Raw genomic sequence first — 18,737 nt, 5'->3', positions numbered from 1 at the left:
TCATCTGTGAGCATCAGTCGGGGCATGGCAAGCTCGCAGTTTGTTGGTGTCGGAACCTGTATTCTGTGAGTTTGCCCCTATCCTGCCAATGCTATCCCTCAAAACGTCAACAGGCCCTAGTAGCGCAAGGGAAGCGACCAAGAAGCCTATGGTGGCTGCGATATAACCCACCACTGGAAGGAGCGCGGCATAAAGCCCAAACAGTAGAAACAGAGCGAGTATGGTGCGCCGGCTTTGAAACCACTCATTAATGAGCTGCTTTGCGCCAGCCCGTTCAGGTACTTTTACCAATAAGGAGCGCACCAGAATTAGCAGTGAAAAAATGCCGATCACTACCAATAAAATGCGTGGAAACAGCGCTGACCCATACGGCTGCCAGCTGGTGGGCGGGGCAATGCTGCCTGATTCCATCCACATGACGGCCACAATCAAGAGCAGCGCCAGCGCCAAGGCGCGGTCTTTCGTTAGCGTTAGCATTAGCGATGCCTCCAGCAACCCTAGCCCACGTACAAACGAGGGCTAGGGAATGCATTCTTAGTCGTTCTTAGTTCTGGAAATCGATGTTTTCGGCAGCCGCACTTAGCGCCGCTTCGTTCTCATCCAAGAACGCTTGATAATCATCGCCTGCTAGAAATCTCACTACCGAGCCAAACTCATTTTCGATACGGCTCTGTACTTCTTCGTTTTCCAGGGCTTGTCCATAAGCGTTAGCGATGGTGTCGAGGACTTCTTGAGGTGTGCCTTTGGGAGCGAAAATGCCGCGACTGGTGGAGTGGTCCATCTCAATGCCTTGCTCGCGCAGGGTGGCGACATCCGGCATGCTTTCAAGACGTTCTGGATGAGCGATGCCAAGGGCGCGGAAGGTGCCGTCTTGAAAAAATGCACCGCCTGATGGCAAATTAAACATCGCGAAGTCGACTTCTTCCGCCATCAGCGCCGATACCTGTTCGCCCGTATCGGGGTAGCCAACTAAGCGCACATCGGCCATATCGATGCCCGTTTCCTGAAAAAACTGTGCCCAGAAAAAGTGGTCAGTAGAGCTAGGAATCATACTGAAGCGCACTTGGCCTGGGTTTTCACTCACATAGTCAGCAATTTCATCGGCGCTCTGCACAGGGTGATTGGCATGTGCGGTGGGAATATTGATGGTTTGGGTGAGTAGTGCAACGGGCTCGAAGGCATCAAACGAGTAATCGACGGTGCCTGCTAACTTAGAAAGCGCAATGGTGTCGTGGCTGCCAAGGAGCGTGTAGCCATCGGGGTCGGCATCTTTCACATTGCGAGAACCCAGGGTCGCCCCTGCGCCCGCCATATTGACGGGAACGATGGATTCACCCAACGTCTTTTCAGCCTCTTGGGAGATGAGCCGGAAAAGAATATCGGTTGCTCCGCCCGGGCCGTAAGGGATGATCAAGCGGATATCCTGCTCCGGATAATCAGCCTGGGCGGTGGAGGCGATTGCCATGCTAGACGCAAGTCCGATGGCGGCGAGGGTAGTACTTAGAGTCGTGCTTAGAGTAAATGTTGAACGCGTCATTCTTATACACCTTTATAGATTGAGTTTGGTGTTGTGGGATGCCGCCCCAACTGCAGCGGCGTGGTGAGCGCGTGGTCCCGTTATCGGGTTCTTGTTGTCACCACACAATCGTCTTTGTAAGAGATCGTGTGTTAATGAGTGTTAGCCGAGAAAGAGCCCTCCATAAATCAAGGCGGCTATGACCACAAACGCAGGATGTGTGTGGAAGCGAATCAGTGCGATAGCCGCCACTGCACCGATAATCAGCGTATGAATCGCTCCGCTGGTGTTAAGACTCTCAAGTAGAAACCCCAAGGTGAGCCAGGCCATCATCATGGCAATAACCGGGCGAACCCACTGGCTCATGCGCTTAACCCGTGGTGAATCGCGATGACGGTACAGCAGCCCCAGTGCGCCGAGCATCAAGAGCAACGTCGGGATGACCGTGGCGGCCACCGCGATGAAGGCCCCGCCAATACCGGCGACTTCATAACCCACGTAGCCAGCCATTTTGGTGGCGATAGGGCTGGGCAGGGCGTTGCCTAGAGCTAATGTTTCAGCAAACGTTTGTGCGGTCATCCAGTCATAACGGCCAACCACCTCAGCCTCGATCAGAGGGATAATCGCCGGGCCGCCGCCGTAGCCAATAATGTTCGGGATAAAAAAAGCTAAAAAGAGCTCCCAATAGATCATGCTGGCCCCTCCGCTTTTTTCTTACCGGCAGGGCGCAGTAGGGCGGCAGCGAGAATAGCGCCAATCACCCAGCCGGGGTGAATGCCAAGCCAATAGATCAAGCCAGCGGCAACAATGGCCATGGCGATACTGACCAGCCAGCCAAGGGCCGCTTTTGATTTATCAAAAAAGTCCCAGGTGAGTTGTGCCATCATCACCATCACGACAGGCACTACCGCCTGCCCCATGCCGCGAATCCACGCGACATCGCGGTATCGGCTAAAAATGCCTAACATGATGATCATTGCCACAATCATGGGCAAGATAATGGCAATAACGGCGGCGATACAGCCGATCACACCGCCTACACGGTAGCCAATATAACCTGGCATTTTGGTGGCTATGGGGCCGGGTAAGGTATTACCGATCGCCAGTACGTCGGCGAACTCTTCATCGGTGAGCCAGTGATGACGGGTGACAACTTCGGCACGCACCAAGGGAATCATAGCGGGACCGCCACCGAAACCAAAAATGCCGACGCGGAAAAAAGCCCAGAACAGTTGCCAGCAGGCGCCACGTGATTTCATGGACGCGTATCCCGCAAAGCTAATGGGGAGATCAGAAGCATACCCAAACCTTATTTATCGTTTGTAGGTTAAAAAATCGATTATCTTGTCTAAAATAGAATATAGGTAGTGCCCGACCCGACGTCAACCGTGAAAAATTGAATGGACAGCGGGAACTGAGATGAATAAAGGATATCGTCATGAATAATTCTTTACCCAAGGTAGCAACGCCAGTAGGTCCAGCAGGTACTGCATCAAGTCGCGTATTTGATAATTTACGTAAGGATCTTGTCGGTGGACGCTTTGTAGCGGGAGAAAAACTCGCCATCAATGCGCTCAAAGAGCATTACCAAGTTGGCTTGAGCCCGCTGCGGGAAGCGCTCAATAAATTAGCGGCTTATGGTTTATTAGTTCAGGAAAATCAACGTGGTTTTCGTGTGCCGAAGCTTTCCCGGGAAGAGCTCGATGATATTGCCCACATGCGCCTAGAGATGGAAGGAATGGCGTTAGAGCGGGCGATTGCTAACGGTGATTCGCTCTGGGAGGCTGACTTATTAGCCGCGGCGCACCGCCTGAAGCGGGCCGACATCACCCTGGATAAAGGCGAGGAGTGGGAGCGTCTGCATACTCAATTTCATCGTACGTTAGTCGCCCCCTGTGGCTCTGTTTGGTTATTGCGTTTTATTGAGCAGTTGCATGACCAGTTTGACCGCTACCGCCGCCTGGGGCCGAAAATGCCGACGATTCGTCAAGAGCTGGACGAGCAGCATCATCAACTCGTGGAGCTAGCATTACAACGTGATGCTAAAGCAGCGCGTGAATTAATGGATGACCATATTCATAAATCTTACGAAGTTGCCCTAAAGCGTTATCAAGAGCACGCCTAGCAGGAGAAACTGCCCCGGTAGCGACGACACCGCGTGTCTGCAGTGTGTAAACTGCTGTCCATATAATGTCCTCCGTCGTCGTCCAGATGAGTAAAGAGAGTGCTATGCACACAGACAACCAAGTAGTCGCGCAAACGCTGAACTGGGTGCGCACCTTTATTGTGGCGCATGACATTTGCCCGTTTGCGCAGCGGGAGTTGGAGCGTGAAACGATTCGTGTGGAAGTGGTGCGCTCTAAAAAAATTGAAGTGGCGCTTGAGGAATTGATGGTGGAAGTGCAGTGGTTGGATGAGCACCCCGAAACAGAAACCACGCTGCTGGTGTTCCCGACGCTGTTTAAAAGCTTTGATCACTACTTGGATTTTGTGGAGCTTGCAGAAAGTATCCTGGTCGACCAGGGCTATGAAGGTGTTTATCAGTTAGCCACTTTTCATCCAGATTATTGCTTTGACGGTGCCGAACCCGATGATGCCTCTAATTATACCAACCGCTCTCCCTACGCCATGGTGCATCTGCTACGCGAAGAGAGCGTTGAAAAGGCGATCGAGTTTTATGGCGACACCGACGCTATTCCCGAACGCAATATTGCCAAGTTAACGGCGATGGGCAGCGACACTGCAGAGCAGCAGCTGCAACGCTGTTTTGAATCTGTTAATCAGGTGGAGTGAATAACAAGCTGATGCTTGCCTTTCGCTTTAGCCGCATACAGAGCGTCATCCGCAAGTTGCAGTACGGTATTGATATGAAGCCCGTGGTGGGGCCACCAGGCGGCGCCTAAACTGCTCCCAACGCGTGCCCGCTCATTATCAGGTAGTAAAACGGGTTGATTGATCGAACTCAGTAATCGTCTACCGATCTCTTGGGTGAGCATTTCCAGATGCTCTTCCTTGGTTTTAAGCACCATGACGAACTCATCACCACCCATTCTGGCCACCACATCGCCGCTACGTAACGCATTCTTCAATCGTTGGGTGATCTCTATCAGCAGTAAATCGCCCGCATGGTGGCCTAGCTCATCGTTGACCTGTTTAAAGCCATCCAGGTCGATAAAAATGACCGCCATGCTTTGTTGGTTTCTCTCCGCTTCCGGTATCGCAATCTGCAGGTACTGATTCAAAAAAGCGCGATTCGGCAGGCCCGTTAACGGGTCGGTGTTGGCTAAATCTTCCAGGCGATTGATCGTACGGTGCTGATCTAATAAGCGGGTGACCATGTTGCGCATTGAGGTCGATAGGTGCTTAAGCTCTGGAGAGCCACCTTCAAGCGGAATGCTATCGGCGTGTTCGCCATCTTGCATTCTGTCGGCAGCATTGGCTAAGCGGGTGAGGGGAGCCGCTAGTCTTGACGCGATTATCCAGCCAACTATAGCAAACAGTAATGCAAGTAATAGGCCTGTTCCCATAATGGCCTCTTGCAGCTTTTCAACAGGTGTAAAGGCGGTAGCCACGGGTTGACGGCTAACCGCTATCCAACCTAAACCAGGAAAATCTTCAAAGCCGCTGCTGCGTGCATAGCCCGTCACAAAGCGTTCGCCGTTGGGCCATGTTTCAATCGCCCATTGTGGTGATGTCGTGGTGGAACTAGGTATATGTTTCAGGCTGTCTAACGATTGGTCAATCAGCGTCTCTGGGCCTAATAGCACTGTGCCGTTAGCGGAGAGCAGCAGTGTCTCAGTGTCTTTCAGATATCCAGAAGGCGTAAGCATGGATTGTTGGATGTACTCAGCCCATTGCCAGCTTAAATGAACAGCCAGAACACCCTGCAACTCGTCGTTGCGGTCAAACACCGGGGTCGCGATATCGACAAACTGAAGCTCTTCACCGCTGGGGTTGGTCAGCAATTGAGCCAACATGACAGCTTCATGCACGTCGCCAACCCAGAGCGCCTTGCGCCCTTCAATAAAGACGGGCGTTGAGCAACTGAAACGCCTTCTAAAATCCCCTCGGTAGCGGCTTGAACAACACCATCAGGGTCGGTGAAGCCGATCCACGACACAACGTTATGATTATCTTGCAAACGCTCTAGCTGCTCACGTAGCAGGCTAGTATCCGTGCCGTTAGTGAGCGCTTGGATACCCAGTAGCAGCTTCACTTCTTTAATACGTGCATCCATGCTGCGATCCAGCTTATCAACCATTTGGTAAGCCGCTTCAGAGGCCGCATTGCCAATATTGGCTTCCATTTGCTCAGCCGATTCACGAGAAGCCACCCAGCCAAGAAGTAGCGTCGTGGCAAATACCAAGGCGACAATTAGGATGATAAAACGCGAGCGCAGCGAAAAGTGTGAGAAAAAAGAGGAGCTATAAAACATTACAAAAGGCTTTACCGTGGTTTGAGTCATGCTCGGATGGTTAGGGCGATCAATAGATGCTTATCAACCAAACGTTTTAATTTATGTTATGAGAATGACTTTACCGGAAAAGCTTTCAATATGCGCGACGTTTGCAGCAATGAAACGGTCAGAAAAAGTGTCATGTGCAGCAAAACGTCGCAAAAAGAGTCAATGTCTAAACTGACTGAGGGCAGCCTGACAAAATCGCTATAGCGCTTTATACATCACATGGGTTTCGACAAAACCAAGGCGTGCGTGTCGGTAGGCATTAGGAACGGTGCCTACAATCTGAAATCCCAGTTTTTGCCATAACGTGACGGCAACCTCATTCGTTGCGACCACGGCGTTGTATTGCATGGCCTGAAACCCTAGCTCCTTGGCCTGCGCCTGTGAATGCTCACACATGGCGCGTGCTACCCCTTTTCCGCGTGCGGCGAGTGTCACCATATAACCACAGTTACAGATGTGGTCGCCGGGGCCTGCCGCGTTGGCTTTTAGGTAGTAAGCACCCAGTATATGATCGTGTTCATCTTTAACGACCACGCTGGTTTTAGGCGTGCTGCACCATAGCTCTCGGGCAGCTTCAAAGCTGATGTCGGGGTCAATGGCGTAGGTCTCTTGCGCCTCGACAATCGCCTTGAAAGTAGGCCAAAAACTGGTGAAGTCTTCGTCCGACATGGGGGCGAAATGCAATGTAGACATAAATGTAGACATAGTAGTGCTGCCGTTCAATGGGCGACCTCAGCCACAATCTCGTAGCTGCGCAGCCGGTCGGCATGGTTATAAAAATCGCTGTTAATCATTAATTCATCAGCACCGGTACGTGCTTGGAACTCTTCAAGTTCGGCTTTGACCGTCTCTGGGCCGCCAATAATCGCCGCCCCTAAAAACTGGCTGACTTGGGCTTGCTCAACCGGTGACCAGTCTAGTTGCTCCACGGGCGGCTGCGACTGGGTTGGCTTGCCACGAATAAGGTTAAGAAATTTCTGCTGCGCGGTGGTGGCCAAGTAGTGGGCCATCGCATCGCTTTCCGCTGCCATCACGGGCAGGCCGACCATCGCATGGGGCTTATCCAAGTGTTCGGAAGGGCGGAAATTGTCGCGATATAAGCGCAGTGCCTCAAATAAATAGCCTGGCGCAAACTGAGCAGCAAACGCAAAAGGCAAGCCCAGCTTGGCTGCCAATTGTGCGCTGTAGCCGCTAGAACCCAGTAGCCAGATAGGCACATGAGTGCCTTGACCAGGGACGGCTTTCACCCGTTGCTGGGGCTCTGCATCGCCTAGATAACTGCGCAATTCGTTCAGCAATTGCGGGAAGTCGTCGACGCCGGCATGAGCGTTGCGCCGCATGGCTTGCATCGTCGCACCGTCTGAGCCGGGTGCGCGGCCTAGCCCCAAATCTATACGATCAGGATAGAGCGTTTCCAGCGTACCGAACTGCTCGGCAATCACCAGCGGCGGGTGGTTCGGTAGCATAATGCCGCCGCTACCCACGCGGATGGTGGAAGTTTGCCCAGCAATATGACCGATCAGCACCGCGGTGGCAGCGCTGGCGATGCCAGCAATATTGTGGTGCTCTGCTAGCCAGTAACGGGTGTAGCCTAGCCGCTCGGTTAACTGTGCCAGCGAGACGCTGTCTTGGAAGGTCTCAGCGGCGCTGCCGCCCTGGCGGATAGGGGCCAGATCAAGAACGGAAAGCGCCGTGGAAGCGAGTTGGCTCATGGGTCACCTGCAAGTTAATTCGTGGGCGCATTGAGTGAAAATTACTTAGCGCGCTTGGTAATTACACGTTATGCGGTCAGTGAACATAAATTGCAAGGTCTGAGCCATGTAGATGTGACGTGTGCCGGAATGGACTGGATGAGAGCGGAGTGCCGGTACGATCACGCTTACTCAAGCGGCGGGGTGGGGCGAATAAGAATTTCATTAACGTCCACATGGGCAGGCTGCGCAAGCGCATAAACCACGGCATTGGCGATATCACGATCTTCTAATGCATACTCTGGTGGTTCATTAAAGAATGGCGTATCGACCATGCCTGGCTCAATCAACGTCACGCGCATACCGGTGCCACGTAGCTCTTCACGCAGGTTATAGCCAATCCCCGTGACCGCCCATTTCGTAGCGCTATACATCGAGCCTGGGATGGTCGTGCGGCCTGCCGCTGAACCGGTTAATAACACATGGCCTTTGCTACGCTTTAAGGCGGGTAAGCAAGCTTGAATGGTGAGCCCAACGCCATAAATATTGGTAAGAATCATCTCACGCCATGCGTCGTGATCCGCACCGCTAAACCCGCCTGGTGAGCCGCCGCGACCGGCGTTGGCAAAGATCGCGTCCAAGCGGCCAAAGGTTTCCAGTGCATGCTCAACCATCGCCTGTTGCTGCTCAAAATTAGTCACGTCCAACTCACAGGTCAGTACGTTTTCTGGCCCCAGTTCTTGAGCCAGAGCGGTGAGTTTTTCGCTAGAACGGGCGGCCAACACCAGTTTGTAGCCTTCGCGAGAGGCTGCTCGGGCGGTAGCCGCGCCAATACCGCTGGATGCGCCGGTAATCAATAACACGCCTTTATGCATGGGTTGCACTCCTTGCTCGTTTAACTAAGTAAGACTTTAGCATGGCTAAGGGAGTGGCATCCTGCAAACATACCTACCTAACCATTGCGGTACGGCTCTACTACTTACGTTAGCGGGCGTGCCCATCTTCTTTGCGTTTTAGCATTGCAGAGAGATCCAGAATAGCTTGGGCCATATCCGCCATGCTTTTGCTTTGATCCATAGAGGTTTTACGCAGAAACCGGTAGGCCTCTTCTTCGCTCATCTCTTGATGAGCCATGATGAGCCCCTTCGCACGTTCAATCAGTTTGCGTTCACGCAGCGCTTTACGGGTGTTTTCAAGCTCATCGCTAAGCCCTTGTAAGCGGCTGGCCTGTGCCTGGGTGAGTTCAATCAGCGAGCGCCCTAGCGGTGAGGTTAGCGCGTTGGCTGTCAGGTCACCTAATGGTTGCGCACCCGCCAGCGTTAGTAAGTGTGCGCAGGGGGCAGGCGTAGGACGACAGGGCCCTGCTTTGGCTTTTTCCAATCCGTCTTCGGCCTGAGCGATTTTGCGGTGACAAAACACACTCAGCTGAGTGATCAATGCATCCTCAACTGTTTTCATCGAGTCGATACGTAGCGTAGTTAGTTCGTACCAGGTTTCACCCAGTGAATCAGATGTGTCTTTGGGTGGTGTTTGTGATGCCGAATGACGCTGGCAGGCGATGTCGCGTAAATGGTAAATACCGGCCAGGGTGCGAGGCGAAAGCTCTTTTTGCCATGACTGCTGCGCCTCAGGCGTAGCAAACTCTACAAATGTGTCAAAGCAGCGCTGCTGGTCAGTCACTAGCTGATTCAATAAAGCGCGGTGCGCTTCATCGAAGTGGCCATGGGTAAAGCCGAATGCGCCACAGGCTCGCTCTTGGCCAGCTAATTCTTTGCCCTGCATTAAGTGAAAAATGGCAACCAGATGGCGAGTGATATCAGGGTCGATAGAGGAGTCAGCGGCTTCAAATACAATCGCTAGCAGCCCACTGGTCAGTTGATTAAAGGCCTGAGTGGCTGCATCAGGCGAGATGGCAAAGGTGTCGATAGCCAGACGGAGTTCATCAAGCTCATCAAGGGCATACCAAACGGCGGCAATCCGGCGTAGTAAGCGAGCGGCTGCCTGGGGGCGAGCCTCTTGGCTGAGCGCTTCCAGCCGCTGGCGCATTAAGGTTTCCGCCTGCTGGCTGTGTTGGCGGTAAGTATCGCGGCGGGTTTTGAAACGCTGGCCTTGAGAGGCTAGATAGATCGTTGACGCTCCTCGTTCACGTTGGAGCATATGAATAAAGCGGCTAATGTCACCGACAATATCGGCGGTGGTGGCAAGGTGAGTAAGGTTGTCGATATCGCAACGAATGGCGGTTAAGAGCAGTTGCTGCGCTGAAGACATAGAATTTTCCTTAACGGCTCGCCGCCTAAATGTAAACACTCCCATATCGCTACCTAACTGGATAAGGGCGTATGGGAGCGTACTTGAGTGTATTGGAAAGCGCTTAACGTAGCGAGAGAGCGCCTGCTCCAACGTCGTCACCAACTGCATCGCGGTAAGCTTTGGCCTCTTCAGCTTCGGTGGCGTCGCTAAAGCGTACCAGCAAAACACAGGATGCCAGTGCCAGCACTGTTATTCCTAGGTAGAACAGGCCTTGCTGATAGCTCAGGCTTTCGCTGCGGAACAGGAAGGCAGCGCCGACCGCGCCCACGTTGCCGCCAGCACCGACTATGCCCGCTACAGCCCCCAGGGCCTTTTTATTGATGAACGGGACAACCCCATAAGTGGCGCCTTCGGCCATCTGCACAAACAGGCTAAACACCAGCATGATACCAATCGCTAGGCTGAGTACATGCATTTGCGAGAACGCTACCAGCGCAATCCCTTCGCAAATCAAGGCAATGAACAGCCAGCGTACACGCCCCTTTAGGCCGCCTTGCTTGGCGAATAAATCAGAAAAGACACCGCCCAGAGTACGGGCAAAAATATTCATCAGGCCGAATAAGCCAGCGATCAGGCCCGCCGTGGCTAAAGTGAGGTCAAATTTATCAAAAAAGTAGATAGCGGCAATATTATTAATCGTAAGCTCTACGCCAAAGCACAGGCCGTACACAACAAACAACGCCCATACACGAATATCTTTGGCGGCAGCTAGAAAGCTATGTTTTGCGCCGTTTTCACCGGTCGCCTCAGGCAGCTCGCCAGTTGCGCGCAGGTCACTGAAATTCCCGTTGGGTGCATCTTGAGTAAAGAACCAATAACCGATCCCGGTAAAGAACATCACAACGCCGGGTACCATCATCGCTAAGCGCCAGCCAAAGGCTTCGTTGACGCCCAGCATCAGCATGCCTGAGAAGATCAGCGGCATCAGAATTTGTGTGGTACCGCCGCCTAAATTACCCCAGCCCGCGCTGGTAGCGTTGGCGGTGCCAACCACATTGGGGGCGAACATCATTGAGGTGTGGTATTGGGTAATAACGAAGGAGGCGCCAATGGCCCCAATGGCTAAGCGCGCTAATAGAAAGGTTTCAAAACTATCGGCTAAGCCAATACCCATCACCGGAATAGCACCTAACATCAGTAACCCGGTATAGGTTTTACGCGGCCCAATACGGTCACACAGTACGCCAATGGCTAGGCGCACAATGACGGTGATCGCCACCGACGCAATAATAGTATTGCCGATTTGTGTTTGGGTCAGTGAAAGGTCTTCACGAACAATCGCCATAAGAGGGGCGATGCCAAACCAGCCGAAGAAGCAGATATGAAACGCAAACCATGAAAAGTGGAAAGCGCGCATTTGAGGGGTCGAAAAATTAAGCAGCCGAATACGGTTGGCTTTGTTGCGTATGTCCATGGGATGGCCTCACGGGGCATAAAACGAGTTGATCACTACGCTAAACGCGAAAATTAGCGCTTTGCGTCAGCAATTGACGAGAACATGCCTTCTCCATTGAAGGTCAGGCTCGACGCACTCGTACCCAGTTGGGCCTGGTCCACGCCTACCACCACTACTGAAAATATGCAGGTAGTTTGCCAGTTGAATATTTGTTGTTAAAAATCATAATCTTAATTTGTTTTTGTTGTTTTGTTAGCACATGAGTAAAGTGAATATGCTGCATGAGTGGGCATGCAGTTCTTTTTTTGCGGCATCTTGGTGCTTAAAAGGGCCTCGGTCGAGCGGGTAAATATCGGCGCTCTTCGCTTAGCCCGTTATTCATGTTGGCCGTTATTCATGTAAATAGACAGCATCTACATCGAGCGTGGAGTATTCGCCAATGGCATCGAAATGTTCACCTAGCCAGCGTTCGGCGGCGTCCTGGCCCTGTTCAAAAAGGTGGCAGAGAAAAGGCCACTCGGAATTGGATTTACTCGACACAGAGAGTCCTTCAAGCGCCAGCTCACCGCTGATACGATGAAAAAGCGCCTGCTGGTAGCAATTTTCAATTCCCTGCTCATCAAGCGCATGTTTAAGCAGCGCGATCATGCGAATTTCTTTAATCAGTGCTGAATTAAACGTGATCTCGTTGAGACGGTTCATAATAGCTGACGCAGAGGTGGGTACATCATTGCGGCTAATGGGGTTGATTTGAATCAGCAGAATATCCCGTGCGCTGCACTCTTCCATGAGTGGGAACAGTGCCGGATTGCCCATATAGCCGCCATCCCAATACGCTTCGCCGTCAATTTCTACGGCTTGGAAGATAAACGGCAAGCAGGCGGAGGCCATCACGGCGTCCACACTCATCTCTTCTCGGCGAAACACGCGCTGCTTTCCTGTGCGCACGTTGGTAGCCGCCACAAACAGCTTTAGCTGTTCGCATTTTCGAACCCGTTCAAAATCAATATGCTCAGCCACGATATCGCGTAACGGGTTAATGTTGAGCGGATTGAGCTGATAGGGCGAGGCCACGCGGCTTAGTAGATCCATAGCAATAAAGCCGGGTGAGTTATCCAGGCTCCAATTGCCGGTCAATATATCCAGGGGCGTACGACGGATTGGGCTTGTCATACCCGCTCGACTGACGGCTTTCCAAAAGTCGCACAGTGCCTGGCGAGCCGTCTCTTTATCACCGCGTGTTAATGCATCGGCCATGACGACACCGTTCATGGCCCCGGCGCTAGTGCCGCTGATCCCTTCAATTTCAATGCGTTCATCCGCTAATAGGCGATCAATCACGCCCCAGGTATACGCGCCGTGAGCGCCACCACCTTGTAATGCGAGGTCTAGCTTTTTGACCTGTGCCATATGCTTTTTCCCATTGCGACTGGTGTGATGTGTGGTTGCAGTAAGACCAGCATGGCATAGGCAGTTAAAGAATATACAAGGCTATTTAACGGGGAATACAAAAGGTAATACCAAATTATGATTGGCCTAAACGATAGAGTGTGGTCGACTGCATGCGATAAGATTAATAAACAACAGTTACGTTAACGTAAACTATTTCTATAAACATATGAATTATAAAAAACATTACAAGGGGATTCTCGAGCATGGCGCAAAAAAATAAAGCACGCTTTAGCATGAGTCTGCAGGCGAAAATGGTCGCTTTAGTGTTACTTCCCATGCTGATTTTGGCCTTAGTGCTGTCCGCGTTGGAAGTGCGCAGCTCAATAACGAGTATGCAAGAAACGCTCGATAAGCAGCGTGATGTGTTGGTCAGTGAGCGTGAAACGACGGTGCGCTACTTAGTTGAGTCCGCCCGTAATGCGGTCTCACACCTCGTTGACCATGCTGAGCTTAGCCAGTCAGAGGCACAAGAGCAGGCGCAAGAGATACTGCAGAATTTTCGCTACGGCAATGCCAACTATGTTTTCGCCTTTGATTTTGACGGCACGGCGCGAGCGATGGCCGCTGCGCCAGAGCGGGTGGGTACCAATATGGTGGGGCTGGTCGATAGTGAAGGCAACGCCTTTGTGGAAGACCTAATTGAACGTGCCCGCTCGGGGAATACAAGCTTTTACGACTATCAGTGGATTAATCCCGCCACCGGTGACATCGAGCCAAAGCACTCCATGGCGATTGCTATCCCTGAATGGGATTGGATGATCGGCACCGGGATCTACCTAAGTGATATTGATGTGGGGTTGGCGCAGGTGGAGGCGTTGGCGTGGCAGGAGTTTCGTCATGACTTGATCGCCAAGGGCGTTGTAGCGCTGGTGCTATTGCTAGGTGTGGGGGTGCTGGCAACTTGGCTGGTCAAGCGGGCGCTGAGCCCGGTGAAGCGTGCTGCCGCTGCGATGCATGACGTTGCCACGGGCGAGGCGGATTTAACCCAGCGCCTCCGGGTGGAGCGCAATGACGAAATTGGCGATTTGGCCCAGCAATTTAACGCCTTTGTCGAGCGGATGCAGATCACCCTTCAAGATGTGCATCGCACGACCCAGAGTGTGTTGCTTGCGTCGCAGAATATCGATCAAGGCACCAACGAGTTAGCCACGCGCACAGAACAGTCGGCGGCTAACCTACAGCAAACGTCTTCCTCCATGGAAGAAATCACGTCGACCGTGCATCACACCACCGAAGCCGCTGATCAGGCATCGCAGCTGTCTCAAGGGGCTGTGGATGTTGCCCGTAAAGGTAACTCCGTTATGCAGCGTGTTGAACATACGATGGGTGAAATCAATCAGTCAGCCACGCAAATTGGCGACATTATTACCCTAATAGATGCTATTGCGTTTCAAACCAACATCCTGGCGCTCAATGCCTCTGTTGAGGCGGCGCGTGCTGGTGAGCATGGGCGCGGCTTTGCCGTGGTCGCTGAAGAAGTGCGCAAGCTTGCCAGCCGTTCCAGTGATGCCGCCGGAGAGATACGCCAGTTGATCGACAGCTCAATGGAGCGTACCCAAGGTGGCACCGCCTTGGTGCGCGAAGCGGGTACCACCATGCAGGAGATTGTCGATAGCATTACCCGGGTGACCGATGTGATTGCTGAAATTAGCGCGGGCGCGCGGGAGCAAAGTGCGGGTATCAGTGAAGTGAATACGGCGGTGGCCGAGATGGATTCCATGACCCAGCAGAATTCCTCCATGGTGCAAGAGAGTGCCACCTCAGCCCAGCGGCTGCGAGCAGGGGCAGAGCATCTTTCACGCTTGCTTGAGTCGTTTGTGCTGGGGGATATGGAAGCAACTGCATCAGCGCTGCCAGCCGCTCAGTCACGATTGAGGCCCGCGCCGCGAAATAGCGATCAGCGTCACCCAACTGAGTGGGAGGCCTTCTAAGCCAAGAGCAATCTAAAACAGAAACAATGCCAATATCGGCTGCTCATCCGTAGCAGCCGATGCTTTTTTAGCATCTGTGAAGTCATCGTCTGTGCGTTAAGGCGAACCTGCTAACGGTGAGTGATGACTGGTTGAGTAGGGCGCCTCAAATATGGCGTGTTCCATGAGATTGTCCAGCTGTAGGGCTAGCTGCTGGCTGGCTTCTTCCATGACGCCTAAAGCAGCTAATTGACCATTACGGTCGCCTAAGCGGGCAAATTTAAGCGCTTCAGCACCGCTTTCATGCATGCGTCTGTGCGGCGCTGTTAATGCTCGATAAGCCTCCGTGCGGGCATAGCGTTGGTAGCCCTCACCTTGTTGGTGCCAGCGCCCTAAGCGGCATTGATGATGATCTTCTAGTGGTGTGTCGGTGTTGGCAGATAATAACTGCTTATAGAGGCGATATTTCCATACCGCATGGTCAAGCTTGGCGGAATGTAGAAACGCAGCGGTAGCACTGTGATGTATCACCTTGTGCATATGCTGAGTTTGATCCGTTAACCGATGCAATGCGTGCTTAGCTGTCTGTGCTTTTTGGGCAATGTCTTCGTCGGCTTGGCGTTTTTTCACCACTGCTTGCGAGTGCGTTCTTACTTGGCTATTGACTTGCTCCATTAGCAGGCTGAGCTGATGGCTTAGCTGCTGCATATTAAGCGCTAAGCGGTGAACATCATCTGCAATGGCGGCTATTCCTGGTAACTGCTGGGTAGCGGAATCAGCACTCCCCAGGCCTTGGCGATGGGCCGTTTCGAGTGCTGTGCTAACCGCTAATGCTTGCGCGTGACCCGCATTGCGAGCAAACGCTACTTGCAGTTGGCTCAGAGCGTGTAGGGTCTTAGCTAATACTAACGGCGAGGCGGGGAGCGCTTCGGTATATTCAGGATCGTGACAACGCTGATCAAGGGTGTCGATGGCATGCTCGGCAGCAGCAATCAGGTTAAACGTCTCCGTTAGGGTGGCGCGTTCCCCGGCAAGCTGGTCGGCATACTCTTGAAGGCCGTTATTGAGCGAGGCCAGCATATCCGCCCCTCTCGCTTGCAGCATGCCGATGGATTGCGACGGTTTCATTAGGCTTAGCAGTCGGCTGCTGGGCGAGGGGGTAGCGGCGTCGAGCTGAGTGCGTAAGTCAGCGACCTCCTGTTCCAGGCGGCGAATTTTTTGAAAAGGATGCATAAAGGTGAACATGGCAGAGACACCTACGGCAGATAGCAATGTTTTGTGTTAATTTGTCACAAATTATTGCAGAGGGTTCCCCTGTACGCTTGGTTTAGCTGCTTTCAATGATGAAATTCAGCTGCCAATGGTCTGCGAGAATGAGATTATTAACGCCCTCTTTATTAAGAGTCTGAAGAGCGAAGAGGTTAGATAGTTAAAAGACGGGGTAGCTAAAAGCCAGAATAGCTAAAAGATAGAATAGCTCAACGTCGGAATAGCTCAATGTCAGAATAGCTAAGCATTTGGATAGCATCAGCGGCGGGCAAGTTGAGCGGCGGCGGCTGTGCAGCCTAGAAACGCTGAGGTGGCAAGCCACTCGGCGTCAGGATAATAAGCAAACACATATTGGTCTTCTTTAAGGCTATCAATCAGTGGGTAAGTAACGTCTTCACGTACTGCGGGGCAACCATGACTGCGTCCTAATCTCCCCGTTTGGGTAATGAACGCATCGCTCACATAGTCAGCACCGTGGATCACAATGGCGCGCTCGAATGCTAGGTCGTTGACGTTAGGTTCAAGGCCTTCCAGACGCAGCGAATAGCCGTTGCGGCCGTAATAGCTATTCATGGTGCGAAATAGGCCAATGCTGGATTGGTGGCTATCAGGCGTGTTGGAAAATGTCTTGGCCTGGGCATCGCCAGACCCTTGGCCATGAGAAACCAGCTCCTCAAAGAGCAGTTCATGCTGACGTAAATCAAATACCCATAGGCGTGGTTCGGTAGACGGCAGTGAGTAGTCAATGACTGCAAGGCGCTCGGCAGTGGGGTCGGCACAATTGAGTGCCTGAGCGGCTAAACGCAGTGCTGCGGGCGTTGCCTGGGGGGCGAGCTGCAATAACTGGTGATGTAAAGGCAGTACGCCGCGTGGCGGTGTAGATTCAACCTGGGCAAAGAAACTGGCGGCGTGTAGCGGTAATGTAAATAGTATAAAAGGTAGAGAAAATAATAACGTGGCAACATTTAAACGAAGAGCCATAAAAGTCGATCCTACCAGCAATATCAGTCATTATGAAAATTAGCCGACTAATATAAAAAACGGGGTCGGCGATGTGGAAGACTATAGTAACGCAAGGAGAGGGTGATGAACGAGAGACAGCCACTAAGACGATGGGCGATAGGGAGCGCTCTGTGTCTAACGCTTACCTACGGCCCTTTAGGCATCAGCCCTGTGTATGCGGATTCAGCCTCAGATCCATTGCAGCAGGCGATAGCTCAACAATTAAGCTCGGCAGACGCGCAACAACTTCCGATTACTGAGTTTTACCAACTCAGTGATGGTCAGCCCGCGTGGCAGGCAGCGGATGCGGTTGAGTCACTGGTCGAGGCGCTAAACAGCTTGGAAAACGATGGCTTGGTGCCGGCCGATTATCACGCTGATACGTTGCTTGGTGAGTTTCAGCGTAGTCAGTCGGGTGATGATGCCGCACAGGCCTCGTTCGATATCAAAGCCACTCGCTCGCTGTTGCTGGCACTGGATCATTTAGAGCGCGGCAAGGTGAATCCACGAGACGTAGAGCCACAGTGGGACGCGCCGCGACCAGAAAGCGACTACTCGCTGCTACGTGTTGTACATGCCGTTGAAGATCGTGCGCTGGATAATGCCACCGAGTTGGCTAGGCCTTCCTCAGGTGAATATCAGCAATTGCGTGACGCCTTAAAGCAGCATTACCAGTTGGCAAACCTGGGTAGCGCGCCCTACCTAGCCTCCAGGGAGGAGTCTCTTCGGCCGGGGGATGAAGCCGACGATGTTATTGTGCTGCGCCAGCGTTTGGCACTCTGGGGTGAAACGGACTTGATGGTGGCTGACAGCAGCGCTTATCCGCTAATTGATGTGCAAGCAGCGTCTAATCAGCGCGTGTTTGATGCGCCACTTGAATCCGCTGTGAAGCGTTTTCAGCGCCGCCATTTACTACAGGAAGATGGTGTGGTGGGTGAACAGACCCGGCTTGCGTTAAATACGCCGGTGTCAGCGCGAATCGACCAACTGCGGGTCAATTTAGAACGCGCGCGGTGGATTCGCCCTATGCAGTCTGCCGAGCCACGAGTGTGGGTCGATATTGCCGGTTACCGAATGCACTATGTGCGTCCTAACGGCCAGCACTGGGATGCGCGAGTGGTCGTCGGCTCGCCGCGTCGTGAAACGCCGATCATCCATTCCACTATCAGCCACTTAACGATTAATCCATCCTGGACCATCCCGCCGACGATTATGCGTGAGGATGTACTGCCTCGCGTGCGCGCGGATATCGATTACTTGGCGCGTCAAAATATTCGGGTGATTAGTCCTTCCGGCGAGCCGCTGGTGGCAGAAGAGATTGATTGGCAGCGCCCTAGCGGCGTGATGTTGCGCCAAGTGGCAGGCTCGGGTAACCCGCTTGGTCGTGTCGTGGTACGGTTCCCTAATAATGACATGATCTATTTGCACGACACCCCCGCACGCGGGCTATTTCAGCGTAACCAGCGCGCACTCAGCTCAGGCTGTGTGCGGGTAGAGGGTGTGGCTGAACTGGCGCAGATGCTGCTTCAAGATACCGGCAGCCGTTACCAATTTAGTACCCTGTTAAGTGGTGGGAGTGATCGCAATGTGAACCTGACTCAACGCATCCCGATTGCCCTGCACTATTTGACCGCCTGGCCAAATGCACAAGGGGAAGTGGAGTTTAGGCCCGATATCTATCGTCGTGATGCAACACTACTAGCAGCGCTGCAGCGTCCTGTTTAAG

At 52.8% G+C, this 18,737-nt stretch carries 18 protein-coding genes; 4 read left to right on the top strand and 14 right to left on the bottom strand.

From position 1 onward, the window contains the following. The 4 genes from HUO07_RS18500 to HUO07_RS18485 form a co-directional block, all read right to left on the bottom strand. Entirely contained in the window at positions 1–477 is a 477-nt protein-coding gene (locus HUO07_RS18500) for a tripartite tricarboxylate transporter TctB family protein (RefSeq protein ID WP_246286804.1), read from the bottom strand. Between the two features lie 67 nt (positions 478–544). Then, on the bottom strand, positions 545–1,537 hold the full coding sequence (locus HUO07_RS18495) for a Bug family tripartite tricarboxylate transporter substrate binding protein (protein WP_246286802.1): 993 nt from the start codon (positions 1,535–1,537) through the stop codon (positions 545–547). Between the two features lie 141 nt (positions 1,538–1,678). Beyond that, positions 1,679–2,209, bottom strand: a complete 531-nt coding sequence (locus tag HUO07_RS18490; RefSeq protein ID WP_176304723.1) for a chromate transporter — start codon at positions 2,207–2,209, stop codon at positions 1,679–1,681. Continuing rightward, a complete protein-coding gene (locus HUO07_RS18485) occupies positions 2,206–2,775 on the bottom strand; it encodes a chromate transporter (protein ID WP_176304722.1) in 570 nt (189 codons plus the stop codon). Before HUO07_RS18485 ends, HUO07_RS18490 begins: the two co-directional genes overlap by 4 nt. A gap of 179 nt (positions 2,776–2,954) precedes the next feature. On the opposite strand from HUO07_RS18485, the gene HUO07_RS18480 reads away from it, so the two are divergent. Together HUO07_RS18480 and HUO07_RS18475 are read left to right on the top strand one after the other, a co-directional pair. Continuing rightward, complete coding sequence (locus HUO07_RS18480; RefSeq protein ID WP_035559238.1) at positions 2,955–3,641, top strand: GntR family transcriptional regulator; 687 nt, start codon at positions 2,955–2,957, stop codon at positions 3,639–3,641. Positions 3,642–3,745: 104 nt separating this feature from the next. Next, positions 3,746–4,309, top strand: a complete 564-nt coding sequence (locus HUO07_RS18475) for a DUF1415 domain-containing protein (RefSeq protein ID WP_176304721.1) — start codon at positions 3,746–3,748, stop codon at positions 4,307–4,309. On the opposite strand, the gene HUO07_RS18470 is transcribed toward HUO07_RS18475, so the two are convergent. From HUO07_RS18470 to HUO07_RS18440, 8 genes are all read right to left on the bottom strand, one after another. Then, on the bottom strand, positions 4,297–5,493 hold the full coding sequence (locus HUO07_RS18470) for a sensor domain-containing diguanylate cyclase (protein WP_246286800.1): 1,197 nt from the start codon (positions 5,491–5,493) through the stop codon (positions 4,297–4,299). The genes HUO07_RS18475 and HUO07_RS18470 overlap by 13 nt on opposite strands. Next, positions 5,475–5,981 carry a PDC sensor domain-containing protein gene (locus HUO07_RS21845; RefSeq protein WP_246286794.1) on the bottom strand — a complete coding sequence of 169 codons (507 nt, stop codon included), beginning with the start codon at positions 5,979–5,981 and terminating at the stop codon, positions 5,475–5,477. The genes HUO07_RS18470 and HUO07_RS21845 overlap by 19 nt, the downstream gene beginning before the upstream one ends. Positions 5,982–6,179: 198 nt before the next feature. Next, on the bottom strand, positions 6,180–6,674 hold the full coding sequence (locus tag HUO07_RS18465; RefSeq protein ID WP_176304725.1) for a GNAT family N-acetyltransferase: 495 nt from the start codon (positions 6,672–6,674) through the stop codon (positions 6,180–6,182). Between the two features lie 26 nt (positions 6,675–6,700). Then, a complete protein-coding gene (locus HUO07_RS18460; protein ID WP_176304720.1) occupies positions 6,701–7,693 on the bottom strand; it encodes an LLM class flavin-dependent oxidoreductase in 993 nt (330 codons plus the stop codon). Between the two features lie 167 nt (positions 7,694–7,860). Next, complete coding sequence (locus HUO07_RS18455; RefSeq protein WP_176304719.1) at positions 7,861–8,547, bottom strand: SDR family oxidoreductase; 687 nt, start codon at positions 8,545–8,547, stop codon at positions 7,861–7,863. A gap of 109 nt (positions 8,548–8,656) precedes the next feature. Next, positions 8,657–9,940, bottom strand: coding sequence for a nitrate regulatory protein (locus HUO07_RS18450; RefSeq protein WP_176304718.1), 1,284 nt, complete (start codon positions 9,938–9,940; stop codon positions 8,657–8,659). Between the two features lie 103 nt (positions 9,941–10,043). Beyond that, on the bottom strand, positions 10,044–11,396 hold the full coding sequence (locus HUO07_RS18445) for an MFS transporter (RefSeq protein ID WP_035559246.1): 1,353 nt from the start codon (positions 11,394–11,396) through the stop codon (positions 10,044–10,046). A gap of 372 nt (positions 11,397–11,768) precedes the next feature. After that, entirely contained in the window at positions 11,769–12,788 is a 1,020-nt protein-coding gene (locus HUO07_RS18440; RefSeq protein ID WP_101145875.1) for a patatin-like phospholipase family protein, read from the bottom strand. A gap of 245 nt (positions 12,789–13,033) precedes the next feature. On the opposite strand from HUO07_RS18440, the gene HUO07_RS18435 reads away from it, so the two are divergent. Beyond that, entirely contained in the window at positions 13,034–14,761 is a 1,728-nt protein-coding gene (locus HUO07_RS18435) for a methyl-accepting chemotaxis protein (protein WP_101145876.1), read from the top strand. 96 nt (positions 14,762–14,857) lie between these two features. Here HUO07_RS18435 and HUO07_RS18430 read toward each other — a convergent pair whose 3' ends face one another. Beyond that, a complete protein-coding gene (locus HUO07_RS18430; protein ID WP_176304717.1) occupies positions 14,858–15,985 on the bottom strand; it encodes a CZB domain-containing protein in 1,128 nt (375 codons plus the stop codon). A 282-nt stretch (positions 15,986–16,267) separates the two neighbouring features. Continuing rightward, the gene (locus tag HUO07_RS18425) at positions 16,268–16,990 is read right to left on the bottom strand and encodes a murein L,D-transpeptidase catalytic domain family protein (protein ID WP_101145878.1); all 723 of its coding nucleotides are present in this window, start codon (positions 16,988–16,990) and stop codon (positions 16,268–16,270) included. A 105-nt stretch (positions 16,991–17,095) separates the two neighbouring features. Here HUO07_RS18425 and HUO07_RS18420 point away from each other — a divergent pair, with 105 nt between their 5' ends. Continuing rightward, positions 17,096–18,736: a L,D-transpeptidase family protein gene (locus HUO07_RS18420; protein ID WP_176304716.1), complete on the top strand. Its 1,641-nt coding sequence runs from the start codon at positions 17,096–17,098 to the stop codon at positions 18,734–18,736. Position 18,737 lies beyond the last annotated feature (1 nt).

Source organism: Vreelandella maris (assembly GCF_013371085.1).
Taxonomy (GTDB): Bacteria; Pseudomonadota; Gammaproteobacteria; order Pseudomonadales; family Halomonadaceae; genus Vreelandella; species Vreelandella maris.
The sequence above is the reverse complement of the archived record's forward strand: the minus strand, read 5'-3'. Positions and strand labels throughout refer to the sequence as shown.